This is a genomic window from Luxibacter massiliensis (genome assembly GCF_900604355.1).
GTDB lineage: Bacteria > Bacillota > Clostridia > Lachnospirales > Lachnospiraceae > Luxibacter > Luxibacter massiliensis.
The window spans coordinates 2,014,279-2,032,088 of sequence record NZ_UWOE01000001.1 but is presented as its reverse complement, the minus strand read 5'-3'; the positions used below and the strand labels follow the sequence as shown (position 1 = coordinate 2,032,088).

Below are 17,810 nucleotides of genomic sequence, written 5' to 3'. Positions count from 1 at the left end.
ACTATGAGACAGATCTATATCTGCAGTGATACAGTGACAGGGATTTTTTCAGCGATTTATGATGCATGGAAGGAAAACAGGGACGGCGATGCTGGGATTGCACTGAGCGGCATGGCAGCGCCCCAACTATTCTGCGAATACCATGAGGTGCGGGAAGAGGGGCGGAAATCCTCTGCAGTGGAACGCCTGATTAAGAAGAATCTTGGCAGCGGCGTATACAAAGATATTTATCACGCGCTCCTGGCTGATGATGCCATGAAGGCGGATGCAGTATACCAGGCCATGCTTGCATCAAGGAAGATCCATAACAGCCGCAGGATTATGGAGCATTTAAGCAACCCCCATGTGGCGAAAGTATTTGAGCTTAGCCGCAGTGTGATAAATGAGGCCCATCTATTTACTGAATTCATCAGGTTCAGAGAGCTTGAGAATAGAGTCCTGCTGTCAGAGATTACTCCCAAGGGACAGGTACTGACATGTATAGCAGACCATTTCGCTGACAGGCTGCCTTTGGAGAATTGGATGATATATGATAAAACACACAGGATGTTCCTTGTCCACCAGGCCAAAAAAGGATGGATATTGATCACTGGCGGGGAATTAGATGTAAACGCAGCAGAAAAAGTATCTGAGAAGGAATGTGAGTTTGAACGTATGTGGAAAGGGTTCTTAAGTGCCATTTCCATTCAGGAGAGAGAGAACCCTGCCCTCCAAAGGTCCCATCTCCCCATTCGTTTCAGGGAGGATATGACAGAATTTACGGCTTGCCGGCAGTCTATAGGGCCCGGGATTTCACTGAAGCAGGAAAACGCTGCATTCACGCAAAAAGTATTGTATAATAAGCAAAACCAGATTAACATATAAATATCATCAGAGGGGGGGAGGCGGCAGACGGAGGCAAAGGACGCCCCTTTGTTGGCTTAAAAGCCACCCGGGCCCCCTGCATTGGCAGACATTGTTTCTGCAAGGTGCACCTGGTGAAATTAAAATCGAGAGAAGGGAGAAAAATGGAGAGAGAAGCTTTTGTATGGCTTGGACTGCTGATTGTTTTTCTGGTCGTTGAAATTATTACAGTCGGGCTGACATCGGTCTGGCTGGCTGGCGGTGCACTGGCGGCATTGCTTTTGAACATTGCAGGGCTGAACCTTGTATGGCAGATAGGAGCATTTTTTATAGTCTCATTCTTACTGTTGTTTTTTACCCGGCCTTTTGCGGTAAAATACATAAACTCCCACCATGAGAAGACGAATTATGAGGGGGTGATCGGTAAGGTCGTCAGGGTTACAGAGACAGTGGATAATCTGGCCCAGACAGGGACGGCGGTTGTCAACGGACTGGAATGGACGGCAAGGGCCGAAAGTGATGAGGAGACATTGGAGCCGGGAGCGCTGGCAAAGGTAGTCAGTATATCCGGTGTAAAGCTGATAGTAAAGAAGTATGAGGAGGAATAAAAATGGGACTTTGGATAGGGTTTACGCTTTTGATAATTATACTTTTGATCCTAGTTTCAAATATCAGGATCGTGCCACAGGCACATGCATATATACTGGAGAGGCTTGGTGGGTATAAGGACACCTGGGGTGTGGGACTGCACTTTAAGATTCCGCTGATTGACAAGGTTGCCAAAAAGGTGTCATTGAAGGAGCAGGTTGTAGATTTTGAGCCACAGGCAGTGATCACTAAGGACAATGTAACCATGCAGATTGACACAGTTGTATTTTTCCAGATAACAGACCCAAAGCAGTATGCATATGGCGTGGAACGCCCCCTTTCTGCTATTGAGAATCTGACGGCTACGACGCTGCGTAATATTATTGGTGACCTGGAATTAGATGAGACCCTTACATCCAGGGAGACCATCAACTCTAAGATGAGGACTTCCCTTGATATTGCAACAGATCCCTGGGGAATCAAGGTGAACCGTGTGGAGCTGAAAAATATTATGCCTCCAAAAGCCATTCAGGATGCTATGGAGAAACAGATGAAAGCAGAGCGGGAACGAAGAGAGGCAATTTTGAGGGCAGAGGGTGAGAAAAAGTCTACCATCCTTGTTGCAGAAGGCGAGAAAGAGTCTGTAATCCTGGAAGCCGAGGCATCCAAACAGGCAGCCATTTTAAAGGCAGAGGCCGAGAAACAGAGACGGATTAAGGAAGCTGAAGGACAGGCGGAGGCCATACGGTCTGTACAGAGGGCAACCGCCGAGGGTATTGAGTTTATCAAGGAGGCCGGCGCGGATGAGGCAGTGCTCACAATCAAGAGCCTTGAGGCATTTGCAAAGGCGGCTGACGGCAAGGCCACGAAGATCATCATCCCGTCCGAGCTTCAGTCAATTGCCGGACTGACCAAGACGATTGCAGAAGTTGCCCGTCATGAAACCCACGAATAAGAAAGAAAATGCCAAGCATTGGCAGGCAGATGGAGCAGATTATGGCAGAAATATTAGTATTGGAAGATGACAGGGCCAGCAGAGAAGCGCTGGTAAGTATGCTCTGTGCCATATCCGGCCATGTGGCGGTGAAAGAAGCGGAAAGCCTGGCAGAAGCCAGGCTGCTTTTAAATGGCACGACTACTTTCGACTTGTTTTTACTGGATGTAAACCTGAATATATGTCAGGCAGAGGATGCATCAGGACTGGTATTTGCTGAGGAGGTGCGCCGTATTGATGAGTATGAATTTACTCCTATTGTGATGCTGACTTCTGTTGCCTCACTGGAAATGGATGCCTATAGGAAAGTTCATTGTTACCAATATATACTGAAGCCTTATGAGGCCGGGGAAGTGGAGGCAGTCACAAGAAAGGTGCTTGCCCATGCCAGGGCGGAGGAGAAACCGTACATTGTTGTGAAAAAAGATGGTATTAACTATAAAATATTCTGTGAGGACATTGTATTTATACGGGCTATTCCCCGGGGCGTATGCATCTGCATGCGCCAGGAGCAGATGAATGTGCCTTATTTGTCTATACGGCAGCTGCTGGACAGGCTGCCAAAGCAGGAATTTTTTCAATGCCATAGAATGTATGTAATCAATAAAAATTATGTAATATATTATGACATGGTAAACCAGATGATACAGGCAGAGGGGTATGAGGAGAAGATTGATATTGGCGTTACTTATAAAGGGGAGGTCAGGAGGCTTTTGAATGGATAAATCGGTCAGGAGGGCATTGTACAGGATCTTTTGTTTCCTGTCTCTTGTGATAGCTGTATATCTAGCCATTGACCTGAAAGTCAGCGGGACTCTGGATGTGAAGATGATGATTGTGTTTCTGTTGTTTCTGGCAGTCATCATATGGGGCACAATTGACTGGAAGGTGAACAGCGATATTATAAAGGAGCAGGAGAACGAGCTGAAAATGTACCGGCTCTATATCCATCCTCTTGAGGAGTTGGTTAAAGAAATACGTGCAAAACAGCATGAGTTCGATAACCATCTCAATGCTATATTGAACATGCATCTGACTGTAGATTCTTATGAAGGGCTGGTCAGACAGCAGTCTGCATATATCAGGGAAGTCCGGCACGAAGGCATGAATCAGTATCTGCCGCTGCTGAGGATCAGCGACAAAGTACTGGCCGGCTTTTTGTACAGTAAGATCGTGGGCATGGGGGAGCAGGCAGACACACAGATCCAGGTTTTAAATAGGGAGATTATATCCAGAGTTTCCGAGCACAGCCTGATAGAGATTGTGGGAGTGCTGGTGGACAATGCATATGAGGCTTGTCTGGACAGCAGCGGGGATATGTCCCAGACTTTGGCGGGCCGGGGTAAAGTACGCATGATTCTGGATTCTAGGCAGGACCATCTGTATTTTCAGATACTGAACAGGCATAGCAGAGTTTCTTTTGAGGAGATTGGGCGCTTCTTTGAAAAAGGCTATTCTACCAAGGATCATGGCTTCCAGGGGAGGGGACTGGGACTGTACAGGGCAAAATCCCTTGCTGAGAAGGCCGGTGGGGAAATTACCGTAGGCCAGGAGGAGATTGAAGGGGAGAATTATATCCAGTTCACAGTGTTAATTTAAGAGTGGCGTTTTTCCGGCTGCCAGGGTATAATGACACATATGGAAGAAAAAGAAGTAATACGGATATCTGTCAGGAATCTGGTAGAATTTATCCTCCAAAGTGGGGATATAGACAACAGAAGGGCGGGTGCCATGGATATGGATGCCATGCACCAGGGGAGCAGAATTCACCGCAGGATCCAGAGGCGGATGGGTTCTGCTTATTGTGCTGAAGTTTTTATGAAGATTCAGATGCCATGCAGTGAATTTATTATCCAGGTGGAGGGAAGGGCAGATGGCGTCATAGAAGATGAAGAAGGCACCACAATTGATGAAATTAAAGGGACCCTTCGGGGACTGGAGCATATGGAGGAACCTAATGCGGTTCATCTTGCACAGGCCAAATGTTATGCTTATATCTATGCAGAACAAAATGGCCTGAAAGAAATCAATGTCCAGATGACATACTGCCAGATGGAGACTGAGGAGTTGAAAAGATTCCTCTTTAAGTTGTCCTATGGAGAGTTAAAAGAGTGGTTTGTATCCCTCATAAATAGTTATGAAAAATGGGCCCGTTTTCAGATCCAGTGGCGGAAGAAGAGGGATGCATCTATCAGAGAAGTACAGTTCCCTTTTGAATATAGAGAGGGGCAGAGGGAGCTGGTTGCCTCTGTTTATAAGACAATCCTCAGAAAGAAGAAACTTTTTATCCAGGCTCCAACTGGTGCGGGCAAAACCATGGCAACCCTTTTTCCCGCGGTGAGGGCCGTGGGGGAAGGTTTAGGGGAGGGACTCTTTTATCTGACTGCCAGGACAATTACGAGGACAGTGGCAGAGCAGGCATTCCAGATTCTGAAGAAGCAGAAACTCTGTTTCAAAGTCATTACCCTGACGGCTAAGGAAAAGATCTGCTTTTTAGAAGAGACGCTATGTAACCCGGATAGCTGCCCCTTTGCGAAAGGGCATTATGACAGGGTCAATGAAGCTGTCTTTGACATGATCACCCACACGGATGACATGGGCCGGGAGGCATTAGTAAAGCAGGCCAGGAAATACCAGGTCTGCCCTTACGAGATGGCGCTGGACGTGGCCCTCTGGTCGGATGCCGTTATCTGTGATTATAATTATGTATTTGACCCAAATGCACATTTGAGAAGATTTTTCTCTGAAGGAGGCAGGGGAGAGTACTTGTTCCTGATTGACGAGGCCCATAATCTGGTAGAGCGGGGAAGGCAGATGTACAGTGCCTCTCTATATAAAGAAGATGTGCTGGAGATAAAGCGGCTTGTCAGATCCGATTCCCCCGGCCTGGCGAAATGCCTTGAAGAATGCAATAAGCAGCTCCTCTCCCTGAAAAGGGAATGTGAGAATTACCAGGTTTTAGACAGTGTGTCCCATGTGGCCTTAAAATTAATTAATGTTATGTCAAAAACCGAAGAATATTTGGAGGAAGTGCAGGATGAGGAGAAGAGGGAGGCAGTGCTTGGGTTTTATTTTGGGGTGCGGGATTTTTTGAATATCCACGATATTCTGGACGAAAATTATATGGTTTATACAGAGCTGGAGGGAGATGGGAGGTTTAAAGTGCGGCTTCTCTGCGTGAATCCGTCGGTGAACTTAAAGTCTTACTTAGATCAGGGGAACAGCACCATATTTTTTTCTGCCACGCTGCTGCCTATCCACTATTATAAAAATCTGCTCAGTGCACAGGACGATGATTATGCCGTATATGCGAAATCTTCATTTCCGGCCCAAAACCGGCTGCTTTTGTTGGGAAATGATGTCAGTACTAAGTATACCAGGCGGGGGCGCACCATGTATGAAAAGTTTTCCAGATATATTCTTTTAGTTGTGGAAGCCAGGAAAGGGAACTATATGGTTTTCTTTCCCTCCTACCGTCTTATGGAGGATGTATATGAATATTTTCAGAAGGCTGCCGGGGATGTAGGGGACATAGAATGTATAGTCCAGTCCCAGTATATGAATGAGGAAGCCAGGGAGATATTTCTGGAGAATTTTGAGGAGGAGCGCCAAAACAGCCTGGTAGGGTTCTGTGTCATGGGAGGCGTTTTTTCAGAGGGCATTGACTTGGCAAAGGACCGGCTGATCGGAGCCGTGATTGCGGGCACCGGACTTCCACAAGTCTGTAATGACCGGGAGATAGTGAAACAGTACTTTGACAGCAGAGGGATGAAGGGATTTGACTATGCCTATCTCTATCCGGGGATGAACAAAGTGCTGCAGTCTGCGGGGCGGGTCATCAGGACAGAGTATGACAGAGGGATTATTGTACTCCTGGATGAACGTTTTATGGGCAGGCAGTACCAGGAGATTTTTCCCAGGGAATGGAGTGGATACAAGGTCTGCCAGCTGGAGACACTGAGGGGCCAACTGGAAGAATTCTGGGATGAATCCAGCGCAGGAGAGCTTCCTATATGATATCCATCCTGGAAATATACTGGCCCCAGATTTTAGTAAGAAGATTAAAAATAATTTAAAAATTCTGCAGCAGTCCTGGAAAGGGGAATATGCTCATTACAGGCAATTACTAGATCCCGGGCAGGAAGTTCCTCCTGTGTTTCGACAATGAATAAGTCTTTGGGACTGTCAAGGAGGCAGTAGTCAGGAATAAATGCAATCCCAAGCCCTATCCGGGCCATATCAATGAGCAGGTCATTGCTTGTAAGCTCTATCTCGGGGACAAGATCAAGCTGGTGCTGCTGAAAGAGGCGGTGCAGGAACTCGCTTGTCGTACTGTGGCGGTCCAGCATGAGGATGGGATATTGGGAGAGCTGCTTATATGTCAGCTTTTTATTCTTAAGTGCCTGGAAAGTATGGTTGGCGATAAAGACGTCCCGGAAGGTTTTAATTTTCTTTATAGAAGAAACATTGCTCAGATAGTTATTCGGATAATTGACCACGATTAAATCTACCTGCCCGGTTTCCAGCAGCTCTACACATTTGATAGAGGTCTGGTTAATTACCTTTATATGTGCATTTGGAAAGGCCTTATGGAACCTCCCGAGATAAGGGACCAGGAAATAACGGCAGATAGTATCGCTGGCCCCGATGCGGATCTGGCCTCCTGTTGAGGAGGCATCCAGGAGCTGGCTTTCACCTCGTTTTATGAGATCCATGGCAGGCTCGATGTGGCGCAGCAAAATTTCGCCCTCTGGCGTAAGCTGGACTCTTTTGGTGCTCCGTATAAAAAGAACCTGGTCCAGTTTCCGTTCCAGTGTTTTGATAGACTGGCTGACTGCTGACTGTGAAATAAAAAGCCGTTTGGATGCTTCCGAAAAACTCAAGGTTGCGGCTACATGATAAAATACTTTATATAATTCATAGTTTATATCCATGATTGTCCCCTTAAAAAGTGATGTTTGTATTATAAAGCAATTAAAGATGAATTACAATCAGGTTTATGGTAGAATAAAACTATTCCCATCTTGCGTTCTAAAGGCCATCCGACTTTTTTACGGACCGCACGGGAATATATGGAAACGGGGATTTGGATTAAGGAAAGAAAGGAAAAGTAAGCAGATCATTTTTTATGTTGATTTGCCTCTTTTAAACACGGGTGGTTTTGTGTTTGGAAGAGAGGGGACAAATATGAAAAAATTGCAGTGGGTATTCGGGATACTTTTATCCCTTTCGGTGGTTGTGATCCTTCTGATTACAAGTTTTCAGGCAGCTATGTATGCCGACTTCGGGTTTTATCAAAAAGAATATGAAAAGTATGGGGTGCTCTCGGAACTGGATATGAATATGGAGGATGTGATGTACGTCACCCACGAGATGATGGCCTATCTGAAAGGGGACCGGGAGGCTTTAGAGGTAATCACGACTGTGGAGGGAAAAGAACAAGATTTTTTTAATGAGCAGGACAGGCTGCATATGGCAGATGTGCAGGCGCTTTTCCTGGGGGGCCTGAAGCTCAGGGTGGGGGCCTTTGTGGTTCTGCTTATCTGCCTTTTGGCCCTGGCAGGCTGCAGAATGGATTGGAAATATGTAATACCCAGGGCCTTCCAGGCGGCGGTGGCCCTGACAGCAGTGGCGGGCGTGCTGCTGGCATTTGCTTTTTCCAGAGACTTTACAGCTGCCTTTACAAAATTCCATGAGATTTTCTTTACCAATGATCTGTGGATTTTTGACCCTGCGCAGGATTATATGATCCGGATGCTGCCTGAAGGGCTGTTTGCTGATATGGTGGCCAGGATCGGAGCCATCTTTGGAGTGGGGCTGGCTGTGTTGCTGGCTGTAAGTGTGGTTTGGAGAAGGAAAACAAATATTAAAAAAACTAATGAGTAACTTAAGGTATATTAATTATACTAATGATTGGGAATATGGTAGGATGATATAAGAAAGTGAGAACATATACGCAGAAGCATCCAAGTGATACGTGCAGGCATACCATAAAGTGTCCTTGGGGGAATATCTGTTTGGTATGCTGTCCTGCGGGAATAAAATGTAAAGGAGACCAATTATGAGTAGTGTAAAGCGTGTTTATGTGGAGAAGAAGCCAGAATTTGCTGTCCAGGCGAGGGAACTTTGCCATGAGATTCAGCATTACCTTGGTATTTCAGGCATTTCAAATGTGAGGATGCTGATCCGTTACGATGTGGAGGGTATTTCAGAAGCTACTTTTGAGAAGGCCTGCGCTGGTGTGTTTGCAGAGCCGCCGGTGGATATACTCTACAGAGAGAATTTCCCGTCAGGGGAGGGGGACTATATATTCTCCGTAGAATACCTCCCAGGCCAATTTGACCAGAGGGCAGATTCTGCTGAACAGTGTGTGCAGTTTATAAAGGAGGATGAAAAGCCTGTCATAAAAACGGCTGTTACCTATGTGATAGAGGGGGGACTGACAGAGGCCGAGCAGGAGGCTGTCAAAAGCCACTGTATCAATCCTGTAGATTCCAGGGAGACTGGCATGGAAAAGCCAGATACGTTGGTGACAGAGTTTGAAGAGCCTGCGGATATCCCTATATTCGAGAAATTCAGGGAGATGTCTGAAAGGGAGTTAGAGGAGCTGTATGATTCCCTGGGCCTTGCCATGACTTTCAGAGATTTTCTTCATATCCAGAATTATTATAGAGGAGAAGAACACAGGGATCCCACAATGACGGAGATCCGTGTCCTTGACACATATTGGTCAGATCACTGCCGCCACACCACATTCTCCACTGAATTAAAAGATGTTACATTTGGCGAGGGAGATTATAAAGTCCCAATCGAAAATACGTACAGGCAGTATCTGAAAGACCACAGTGAAATTTTTGCAGGCAGAAAGGATAAGTTTATCTGCCTGATGGATCTGGCACTTATGGCTATGCGGAAACTGAAAAAGGAAGGGAAACTCCAGGATCAGGAAGAATCAGAGGAGATCAATGCCTGCAGTATTGTGGTCCCTATTCAGGTGGATGAAGTGACAGAGGAGTGGCTGATTAATTTTAAGAATGAGACCCATAACCATCCTACTGAGATTGAACCCTTTGGCGGCGCGGCTACTTGCCTGGGCGGGGCAATCCGGGATCCTCTCTCCGGGCGTACTTACGTCTATCAGGCAATGCGGGTGACAGGTGCGGCAGATCCCACTGTCCCTGTGAGGGAGACGATGAAAGGAAAGCTGCCCCAGAAAAAGCTGGTTCGCGGTGCGGCAGCCGGCTATAGTTCCTATGGCAATCAGATTGGGTTGGCTACAGGGGCCGTGAAGGAGATATACCATCCTGATTATGTGGCGAAACGCATGGAGATAGGCGCCGTCTTAGGTGCAGCTCCCAGGCGGGCCGTGATCCGTGAAACTTCTGACCCCGGGGACATCATTATCCTTCTGGGAGGACGCACAGGCCGGGATGGATGCGGCGGCGCCACAGGCTCATCTAAAGTACACACTGAGGAATCCATAGAGACTTGCGGTGCAGAGGTGCAGAAAGGGAATCCTCCTACAGAACGTAAGATCCAGCGCCTATTCAGGCGGGAGGAAGTAAGCAGGCTGATTAAAAAGTGCAACGACTTTGGGGCAGGCGGCGTATCGGTTGCCATTGGCGAGCTGGCTGCCGGCCTGCGGGTGGATTTAGATAAGGTGCCTAAAAAGTATGCCGGCCTTGACGGGACAGAGATCGCTATTTCTGAGTCACAGGAGAGGATGGCAGTTGTAGTGGATCCCAAAGATGTTGCCGGCTTTATGGCATATGCGAAAGAGGAAAACTTAGAGGCCGTGGAGGTGGCAGTTGTGACAGAGTCTCCCAGGCTGGTGCTTGTGTGGCGGGGAAAGGAAATTGTGAATATTTCCCGGGCCTTTTTAGATACCAACGGGGCCCATCAGGAGACTTCTGTAGAAGTAGAGATACCGGACAGGGAGGGAAGCCTTTTTGCCGTCCGGGAGATTGGAGACATAAGAGAGAAATGGCTGTCCATACTGGGCGATCTGAATGTATGCTCCCAGAAGGGCCTTGTGGAAATGTTTGACGGCTCTATCGGCGCAGGTTCAGTATTCATGCCCCACGGCGGCAAATACCAGATGACAGAGACACAGGCTATGGTTGCCAAAGTTCCTGTCTTAACCGGCAGGACAGACAGTGTGTCTATGATGAGTTTTGGGTTTGACCCCTATCTCTCAAGCTGGAGTCCTTATCACGGCGCTGTGTATGCGGTAGTAGAATCTGTGGCAAAAATTGTGGCGTCAGGGGGTGATTACAGGAACATACGTTTTACCTTCCAGGAATATTTCCGCAGGATGACAGAGGATCCAAAGAGGTGGAGCCAGCCCTTTGCGGCTCTGCTGGGTGCATATCAGGCGCAGCTGGGATTTGGGTTGCCTTCCATCGGCGGTAAGGATAGTATGTCAGGTACCTTCCAGGATATTGATGTGCCTCCCACTCTGGTTTCCTTTGCGGTGGACATGGCAACAGACAAAGATGTAATTACACCAGAGCTGAAGCAGGCGGGAAATAAATTAATCTGGCTCAGGGCCAGCAGAGATGAATATGACCTTCCTGTGTACAGCCAGCTGATGGAGCAGTATGGGAAGTTTACGGAGGATATACGTAAGGGCAGGATTGTCTCTGCCTATGCGTTGGATCGGCATGGGGTAATCCCGGCAGTCAGCAAGATGGCTTTTGGCAATGCACTGGGCCTGAAAATAGAGCATAGTATGGACAAGAGAGAGCTTTTTGCTCCTGCATTTGGGGACATTGTGGCAGAGGTGCCATCGGACAAGGTGGCTGAACTGGGCATTACGTATACACTAATCGGTGAGGTGACAGATGACGGGAAATTCTCTTATGGAAATACAGTCGTCAAAATTGACGAGGCCAGGACAGCCTGGGTTAAAACTCTGGAAAAGGTATTCCCCACAAAGTCCTCCGCAGACAGTGAGGAAATCCTTGAGGAAAAAGTTTATGATACCCAGGATATCTATGTATGCAGCCACAAAATCGGCCTGCCCACAGTCTTTATTCCTGTATTCCCCGGGACAAACTGTGAGTATGACAGTAAGAGGGCCTTTGAGCGCGCAGGCGCCCGGGTAGTCACAAAGGTATTTAAAAATATGGGTCCAGAGGACATCCGTGACTCTGTGAGAGAGTTTGAAAGAGCTATATCCGGGGCGCAGATAATTATGTTCCCAGGAGGCTTCAGCGCAGGCGATGAGCCAGACGGATCTGCAAAATTTTTTGCCACAGCATTCCAGAATGCAAAGATTAAAGAGGCTGTAGAAAAACTGCTCAATGAGAGGGATGGCCTTGCCCTTGGAATCTGTAATGGTTTCCAGGCCCTGATTAAGCTGGGCCTTGTGCCCTATGGAAAGATAACAGGCCAGAAGGAAGATTCCCCCACACTGACATATAATACCATTGGCCGTCATATTTCAAAGATGGTTTATACAAAGGTGGTTTCAAATAAATCTCCCTGGCTTCGCTGTGCAGAGCTTGGCAAAGTGTATACGAATCCAGCTTCACACGGGGAGGGGCGTTTTGTGGCAGATTCAGAGTGTCTGGATAGGCTATTCGGGAATGGACAGGTGGCAACACAGTACTGTGACCCTAGCGGCGTGGCCAGCATGAGCGAGGAGTGGAATGTAAACGGTTCTTACCGCGGGGTTGAGGGGATTACAAGTCCAGATGGGCGTGTCCTTGGAAAAATGGCCCACTCTGAGAGGCGGGATGCTTCTGTGGCAGTCAATATATATGGGGAGCAGGATTTAAAGATTTTTGAGTCAGGCGTAAAGTACTTCCAATAGGGGATACTGCGTTAGCTATTTATGATTATAGAGGAAAAGCCGAATGTTTCAAATTTTAGTAGTGGAGGATGACAAAGAGCTGCGGGAGCTGTTCTGCACGGTATTGTCAGACAATGGATATACGGCCATACCGGCCACGGATGGCATGGATGCTTTTGATATAATGGAGAATACTTTTGTGGATTTGGTTATTTCAGATGTGATGATGCCCCTGATGGATGGATTTGAAATGACAAGGGTAATCCGCAGGAACGGCTATACCATGCCAATTCTTCTTATTACGGCGAAGGAGGACGCATCAGATAAGAGAGAAGGTTTTCTTGCTGGTACAGACGACTATATGGTAAAGCCTATAGATGTAAATGAGATGGTCTGGAGAGTGGAGGCGCTGCTTAGGCGTTCCCAGATTGTCAGCCAAAAGAAAGTGCAGGTGGGTACATCTGAGCTTAACTGTGACACACTGACGGTACACACGAAAGAATCTGTCACAGAGCTTCCACAGAAGGAGTTTTTCCTGCTGTTTAAACTGGTCTCTGCACTTGGCCGCATTTTTACAAGGCGGCAGATTATGGATGAAATATGGGGGCCGGAATCTGATGCGGATTCCCACACGTTAGATGTGCATATCAGCCGCCTCCGTGAAAAGTTTAAAAGTAATCCAGATTTTGAGATTGTGACTGTTCGCGGATTAGGATATAAGGCGGTGGCAAAGAAGCATGAGTAGGCATTCATTTAAAATTACAGTTATTTTTTCCTTTATAGTATTCATTACCCTGAGTGTGGCGGTACTGCTCACTGTATTATTGACGATCCTGCTGTTAAATTTGGGCGTCATCCAGAGTCCCCGCCGGGAACTAGGACTGATTGCCTTTGGCGCTGTATGTATCTTGTCAGGCACATTTCTGGCCAATAGGATCGGGAGGCAGCCGCTGAAAGTAATCCAGTCCCTGGATGAGGCCACCAAAGAAGTAGTGAGAGGAAATTTTCAGATCCAAATAAATGAAGATATTCCTGCGGCAGAATTGAGGTCCATGACCCATAATTTTAATGTGATGGCCAGGGAGCTTGCAAATACAGAAATTCTACGGAAAGATTTTGTGGAAAACGTATCTCATGAATTGAAAACGCCTCTTTCTGCTATTGAAGGGTATGCGTCCCTTCTGCTAAATGAAGGCCTGCCCGAGGATAAACGTGTCTTATATGCAGACAGAATCTTGTTCAATACCCGGCGGCTGTCTAATTTAACAGGAAACATCCTTTTACTGTCACGCCTGGAACATCAGGAGACAGAAGTGAAAAAGGAATGTTACTCCCTGGACGAGCAGCTCAGGGAAGTGGTTTTGATGTTTGAGCACGCCTGGACAGAGAAGGAGCTGGATTTAGATATTGATCTTTGCGCTATAGATTATACTGGAAACAAAGAACTTCTCGCACAAGCTTGGCAGAATATTTTGGGAAATGCTATAAAATTTGTGCGAAACCAGGGGAGAATACGGGTAATTCTAAAAGAGGGCCCTGGGGCGGTACAAGTTTCCATCACAGATAATGGCATAGGTATGGATGAGGATACTCTGAAACGGGTTTATGAGAAGTTTTATCAGGCAGATACATCCAGGGCAAGCATTGGCAATGGACTGGGCCTGACATTGGCAAAACGGATTATTGACCTCCACCGTGGAACCATAGAAGTGTCCAGCAAAGTCGGAAGAGGGACTACCTTCACTATTTTCCTCCCAGCCGTCCCGGCCGAATAAATATTATGGATATAGATAAAAATATTTGGGGTCAGCAGCAGGCAGAAAAGTTTAGAATATAACTTTTCTGCCTGTTTTTTGTTTTTAAAGAAAGAAAAAGTTGAGGTTGAGTTGAGGTTGGGGTGAGGTTGAATTGAGAAAAGAGATGTACCATGGATCCATAATGAACAAGGAGGTCAATATGATAAGAATATGTAAGTATTTGAAAAAGAGAGATTGGGAATTTGTCTGTCTCAGTCTTGTGTTTATTGTAGCACAAGTGTGGCTGGAATTAAAAATGCCTGATTATATGTCAGAAATTACTGCCTTGGTTCAGACAGAGGGAAGCGAAATGAGTGAAATCCTTTCGGCCGGCGGCTCTATGCTTTTATGTGCCCTGGGAAGCCTTGTCTCTGCCTTTATAGTGGGTTATTTTGTGGCAAAGATAGCAGCCGGGCTTGCCATGCGTCTAAGGGAGATGGTCTATAATAAAACGATGTCTTTCTCTATGGAAGAAATCAATGGTTTTTCTACGTCCAGCCTGATTAACCGTTCCACCAATGATATTACACAGATTCAAATGTTTGTAGCTATTGGACTTCAGGCATTGATCAAGGCACCTATTATGGCGGTATGGGCTGTTGTGAAAATAGCGGGGAAAGGGTTGGAATGGACAGGGGCCACTGGGGTTGCTGTTGCCGTCCTGGTGCTCCTGATTGGATTGATTATAGGATTTGTAATGCCGAAGTTTAAGAAAATCCAGGCACTTACTGACAACCTGAACCGGGTGGCAAGGGAAAACCTTACTGGAATCCGTGTAATCCGCGCTTATAATGCGGAAAAATTCCAGGAAGAACGTTTCGAAAAAGCAAATGAAGAACTGACTTCAACGAATATGTTTGCCAACAGGATGATGTCGGCCATGCAGCCGGGGATGACTCTGATCATGTCAGGCCTCAGCCTTTCTATTTACTGGATCGGCGCCTATTTAATTAATGCAGCGCAGATGGCAGATAAATTGGATCTGTTTTCCAACATGGTTGTATTTACTTCCTATGCCACACAGGTCATTATGGCATTTATGCTGCTTACCATTACCTTTATTATTCTGCCCCGGGCTTCTGTATCGGCAAAACGTATTAATGAAGTGCTGGAGACAAAGGAGAGCATTGTAGATGGGAATGTGAGAGACTCTGAGTTGTTTGAGCAGGGTGAGATTGAATTTAAACATGTAAGTTTCCGCTATCCTGACGCCCATGATTATGTTCTGCATGATATTAACTTTACTGCACATAGAGGTGAGACCGTGGCGTTTATTGGGTCTACAGGAAGTGGAAAGAGTACATTGGTCAATCTTATCCCCAGATTTTATGATGCCACAGAAGGAGAAGTATTGATAGACGGAGTGAATGTAAAGGATTATACGCAGGAAGCACTTCATAACAAACTAGGGTATGTCCCACAGAAATCTGTCATGTTCTCAGGGACTGTTTCCTCCAACGTGACTTATGGGGAAAATGGAAAGGCTCCTGCTGACCGGGAGGCCATTGAGAAATCTGTTGCCATCGCCCAGGCTGAGGAGTTTGTGTTAAAGATGAAAGGGACTTATGACGCGCCAATTTCCCAGGGAGGGACGAATATTTCAGGGGGACAGAAGCAGCGCCTTGCCATCGCAAGAGCTATTTGCCGCAGGCCGGAAATATTTGTGTTCGATGACTCCTTCTCCGCCCTGGATTATAAAACAGACAGGGTTTTGCGGAAAATCTTAAAGCAGGAAATAGGAGGGACGACTTCTATTATTGTAGCGCAGAGGATAGGGACAATTATGGATGCAGATAAGATTGTTGTGCTAGACAACGGGGAGATTGTGGGCCAGGGTACCCATAGAGAACTTCTAAAAAACTGTCCAGTCTACTTAGAAATTGCACAGTCACAATTGTCAAAGGAGGAGATGAAAAATGCCTGAAAAAGAATATGAATTTGGCACACATAAAGCAAGCAAGATGCCAGGCCCTGCAGGTCCGGGAGGTCCGGGTGGAAGGCCGGGTACTGGTGAAAAGGCAGAAAACTTTGGGAAAGCAATTGGGAAGTTAGGCCTCTACTCAAAAAGGTACCTGCCCTTCATGTGCATAGCCGTGATACTGGCAGTGGCCGGGGCGGTGCTGAATATTATTGGCCCTGGAAAACTGTCAGATATTACAGATTTGATTACAGAGGGACTGATAGGCGGGATTGATATTGACAAGGTTCTGAAAATAGCCTGGACTCTGGTTGTTCTTTATAGCCTGGGTTTTGTATTTAATGTATGCCAGGGACTTATTATGGCCACTGTGACACAGAAAATCTCGAAATCTCTCAGGAGGGATTTTTCAATAAAAATTAACTGCCTCCCTTTAAAATATTTTGATGGTACCACCATTGGCAACACTCTTTCAAGAGTAACGAATGATGTAGATACCATTGGGCAGACGTTGAACCAGAGCCTGGGCACACTGGTGACTTCCCTTGCAACTTTTATAGGCGCCCTGGTGATGATGTTTTATACCAACTGGATTATGGCACTGTCAGGGGTTCTGGCAAGCTTGGTGGGATTTGTATTGATGTTGTTAATCATTTCACGTTCACAAAAATATTTTATGCAGCAACAGTCAGAGCTGGGGGTTTTAAACGGCCATATAGAAGAGACTTATGCAGGCCATAATGTGGTTAAGGCCTATAACGGTGAGAAAAAAGCAAAAGAAAAATTTAAAGAAATGAATGCAAAACTATATGGCTGTGCATGGAAGAGCCAGTTTATGTCAGGTCTGATGCAGCCGCTCATGGGATTTATAGGGAACTTTGGGTATGTGGTTGTATGTATTGTAGGCGCTCTTTTGGCAATAAATAACCAGATTTCCTTTGGTGTTATTGTGGCGTTTATGATTTATATCCGGCTGTTTACACAACCCTTGTCACAGCTGGCAACAGCGGCAACCAGCCTGCAGTCTACTGCGGCGGCATGTGAGCGTGTATTTGAATTTTTAGAGGAAGAGGAAATGAGTGATGAAAGTAATAAAAAAATCCGTCTCGTCACGGCCAAAGGCAATGTAGAGTTTGAACATGTTCAGTTTGGGTATAACAAGGATAAAACCATCATCCATGATTTCTCTGCAAAAGTAAAAGCAGGGCAGAAAATTGCAATTGTAGGGCCCACAGGCGCCGGGAAAACTACGATGGTCAACTTGCTGATGCGCTTTTATGACACTCAGAAAGGGGAAATTCTCATTGATGGCATTCCAATCAGCCAGATGGCACGTAAGGATTTACGCAGCCTGTTCTGTATGGTTCTGCAGGACACATGGCTGTTTGAAGGGACGATTAAGGAAAACATCATATATTCTACGCCAAATGTAAGTGACGGGCAGGTAGTTGAAGCAGGCAAGGCCGTTGGACTGCATCATTTTATTATGACGCTGCCCAAGGGGTATGACACGATGCTCAGTGATAATGCAAGCCTGTCCACAGGACAGAGACAGCTTATCACCATTGCACGTGCCATGGTGGCCAATGCGCCAATGTTGATTTTGGATGAAGCAACCAGTTCAGTGGACACAAGGACAGAGATTCTGATTCAAAATGCCATGGACAAATTAATGGCAGGAAGGACCTCTTTTGTCATTGCCCACCGGCTTTCCATAATCCGTAATTCAGACTTGATTCTTGTAATGAAGGACGGGGATATTATTGAAAGTGGAAATCACGAGGACTTGATGGAGAAAAATGGATTTTATGCAGGTCTGTATAACAGCCAGTTTGAGGATGCAAAGGCTGTGTAACGAAAATTAATTGTATTGTC

At 46.4% G+C, this 17,810-nt stretch carries 13 protein-coding genes; 12 read left to right on the top strand and 1 reads right to left on the bottom strand.

What is annotated here, in order from left to right; translation table 11 throughout:
* The first annotated feature begins 3 nt into the window (after positions 1–3).
* From EFA47_RS09395 to EFA47_RS09370, 6 genes are all read left to right on the top strand, one after another.
* Positions 4–864 carry a TIGR03915 family putative DNA repair protein gene (locus EFA47_RS09395; RefSeq protein ID WP_122643037.1) on the top strand — a complete coding sequence of 287 codons (861 nt, stop codon included), beginning with the start codon at positions 4–6 and terminating at the stop codon, positions 862–864.
* A gap of 143 nt (positions 865–1,007) precedes the next feature.
* Complete coding sequence (locus EFA47_RS09390) at positions 1,008–1,451, top strand: NfeD family protein (RefSeq protein ID WP_122643036.1); 444 nt, start codon at positions 1,008–1,010, stop codon at positions 1,449–1,451.
* 2 nt (positions 1,452–1,453) lie between these two features.
* Entirely contained in the window at positions 1,454–2,386 is a 933-nt protein-coding gene (locus tag EFA47_RS09385; RefSeq protein ID WP_122643035.1) for an SPFH domain-containing protein, read from the top strand.
* Between the two features lie 41 nt (positions 2,387–2,427).
* Positions 2,428–3,150: a LytR/AlgR family response regulator transcription factor gene (locus tag EFA47_RS09380; RefSeq protein WP_122644488.1), complete on the top strand. Its 723-nt coding sequence runs from the start codon at positions 2,428–2,430 to the stop codon at positions 3,148–3,150.
* Positions 3,143–4,024 carry a sensor histidine kinase gene (locus EFA47_RS09375; RefSeq protein ID WP_122643034.1) on the top strand — a complete coding sequence of 294 codons (882 nt, stop codon included), beginning with the start codon at positions 3,143–3,145 and terminating at the stop codon, positions 4,022–4,024. The genes EFA47_RS09380 and EFA47_RS09375 overlap by 8 nt, the downstream gene beginning before the upstream one ends.
* Before the next feature lie 39 nt (positions 4,025–4,063).
* Positions 4,064–6,442: an ATP-dependent DNA helicase gene (locus EFA47_RS09370; protein ID WP_122644487.1), complete on the top strand. Its 2,379-nt coding sequence runs from the start codon at positions 4,064–4,066 to the stop codon at positions 6,440–6,442.
* A gap of 44 nt (positions 6,443–6,486) precedes the next feature.
* Here the strand turns inward: EFA47_RS09370 and EFA47_RS09365 are convergent, their stop codons facing one another.
* Complete coding sequence (locus EFA47_RS09365; RefSeq protein WP_122643033.1) at positions 6,487–7,359, bottom strand: LysR family transcriptional regulator; 873 nt, start codon at positions 7,357–7,359, stop codon at positions 6,487–6,489.
* Between the two features lie 253 nt (positions 7,360–7,612).
* On the opposite strand from EFA47_RS09365, the gene EFA47_RS09360 reads away from it, so the two are divergent.
* The 6 genes from EFA47_RS09360 to EFA47_RS09335 all read left to right on the top strand — a co-directional run bounded on the left by EFA47_RS09360 (position 7,613) and on the right by EFA47_RS09335 (position 17,790).
* The gene (locus EFA47_RS09360) at positions 7,613–8,311 is read left to right on the top strand and encodes a TIGR01906 family membrane protein (RefSeq protein WP_122644486.1); all 699 of its coding nucleotides are present in this window, start codon (positions 7,613–7,615) and stop codon (positions 8,309–8,311) included.
* Positions 8,312–8,486: 175 nt separating this feature from the next.
* Positions 8,487–12,242: a phosphoribosylformylglycinamidine synthase gene (locus tag EFA47_RS09355; RefSeq protein ID WP_122643032.1), complete on the top strand. Its 3,756-nt coding sequence runs from the start codon at positions 8,487–8,489 to the stop codon at positions 12,240–12,242.
* A 43-nt stretch (positions 12,243–12,285) separates the two neighbouring features.
* Positions 12,286–12,966 (top strand): response regulator transcription factor, encoded by a 681-nt coding sequence (locus EFA47_RS09350; RefSeq protein ID WP_122643031.1) that lies wholly within the window; start codon positions 12,286–12,288, stop codon positions 12,964–12,966.
* A complete protein-coding gene (locus EFA47_RS09345; protein WP_122643030.1) occupies positions 12,959–13,996 on the top strand; it encodes a sensor histidine kinase in 1,038 nt (345 codons plus the stop codon). The genes EFA47_RS09350 and EFA47_RS09345 overlap by 8 nt, the downstream gene beginning before the upstream one ends.
* A gap of 181 nt (positions 13,997–14,177) precedes the next feature.
* The gene (locus EFA47_RS09340; protein WP_122643029.1) at positions 14,178–15,941 is read left to right on the top strand and encodes an ABC transporter ATP-binding protein; all 1,764 of its coding nucleotides are present in this window, start codon (positions 14,178–14,180) and stop codon (positions 15,939–15,941) included.
* A complete protein-coding gene (locus EFA47_RS09335; protein WP_122643028.1) occupies positions 15,934–17,790 on the top strand; it encodes an ABC transporter ATP-binding protein in 1,857 nt (618 codons plus the stop codon). Before EFA47_RS09340 ends, EFA47_RS09335 begins: the two co-directional genes overlap by 8 nt.
* Positions 17,791–17,810: the final 20 nt, after the last annotated feature.

Coding starts and splice junctions, on each gene's coding strand:
- EFA47_RS09395 (WP_122643037.1), top strand. CDS start 4: ATGAGACAGATCTATATCTGCAGTGATACAGTGACAGGGATTTTTTCA.
- EFA47_RS09345 (WP_122643030.1), top strand. CDS start 12,959: ATGAGTAGGCATTCATTTAAAATTACAGTTATTTTTTCCTTTATAGTA.
- EFA47_RS09355 (WP_122643032.1), top strand. CDS start 8,487: ATGAGTAGTGTAAAGCGTGTTTATGTGGAGAAGAAGCCAGAATTTGCT.
- EFA47_RS09380 (WP_122644488.1), top strand. CDS start 2,428: ATGGCAGAAATATTAGTATTGGAAGATGACAGGGCCAGCAGAGAAGCG.
- EFA47_RS09360 (WP_122644486.1), top strand. CDS start 7,613: ATGAAAAAATTGCAGTGGGTATTCGGGATACTTTTATCCCTTTCGGTG.
- EFA47_RS09365 (WP_122643033.1), bottom strand. CDS start 7,359: ATGGATATAAACTATGAATTATATAAAGTATTTTATCATGTAGCCGCA.
- EFA47_RS09385 (WP_122643035.1), top strand. CDS start 1,454: ATGGGACTTTGGATAGGGTTTACGCTTTTGATAATTATACTTTTGATC.
- EFA47_RS09370 (WP_122644487.1), top strand. CDS start 4,064: ATGGAAGAAAAAGAAGTAATACGGATATCTGTCAGGAATCTGGTAGAA.
- EFA47_RS09375 (WP_122643034.1), top strand. CDS start 3,143: ATGGATAAATCGGTCAGGAGGGCATTGTACAGGATCTTTTGTTTCCTG.
- EFA47_RS09340 (WP_122643029.1), top strand. CDS start 14,178: ATGATAAGAATATGTAAGTATTTGAAAAAGAGAGATTGGGAATTTGTC.
- EFA47_RS09350 (WP_122643031.1), top strand. CDS start 12,286: ATGTTTCAAATTTTAGTAGTGGAGGATGACAAAGAGCTGCGGGAGCTG.
- EFA47_RS09390 (WP_122643036.1), top strand. CDS start 1,008: ATGGAGAGAGAAGCTTTTGTATGGCTTGGACTGCTGATTGTTTTTCTG.
- EFA47_RS09335 (WP_122643028.1), top strand. CDS start 15,934: ATGCCTGAAAAAGAATATGAATTTGGCACACATAAAGCAAGCAAGATG.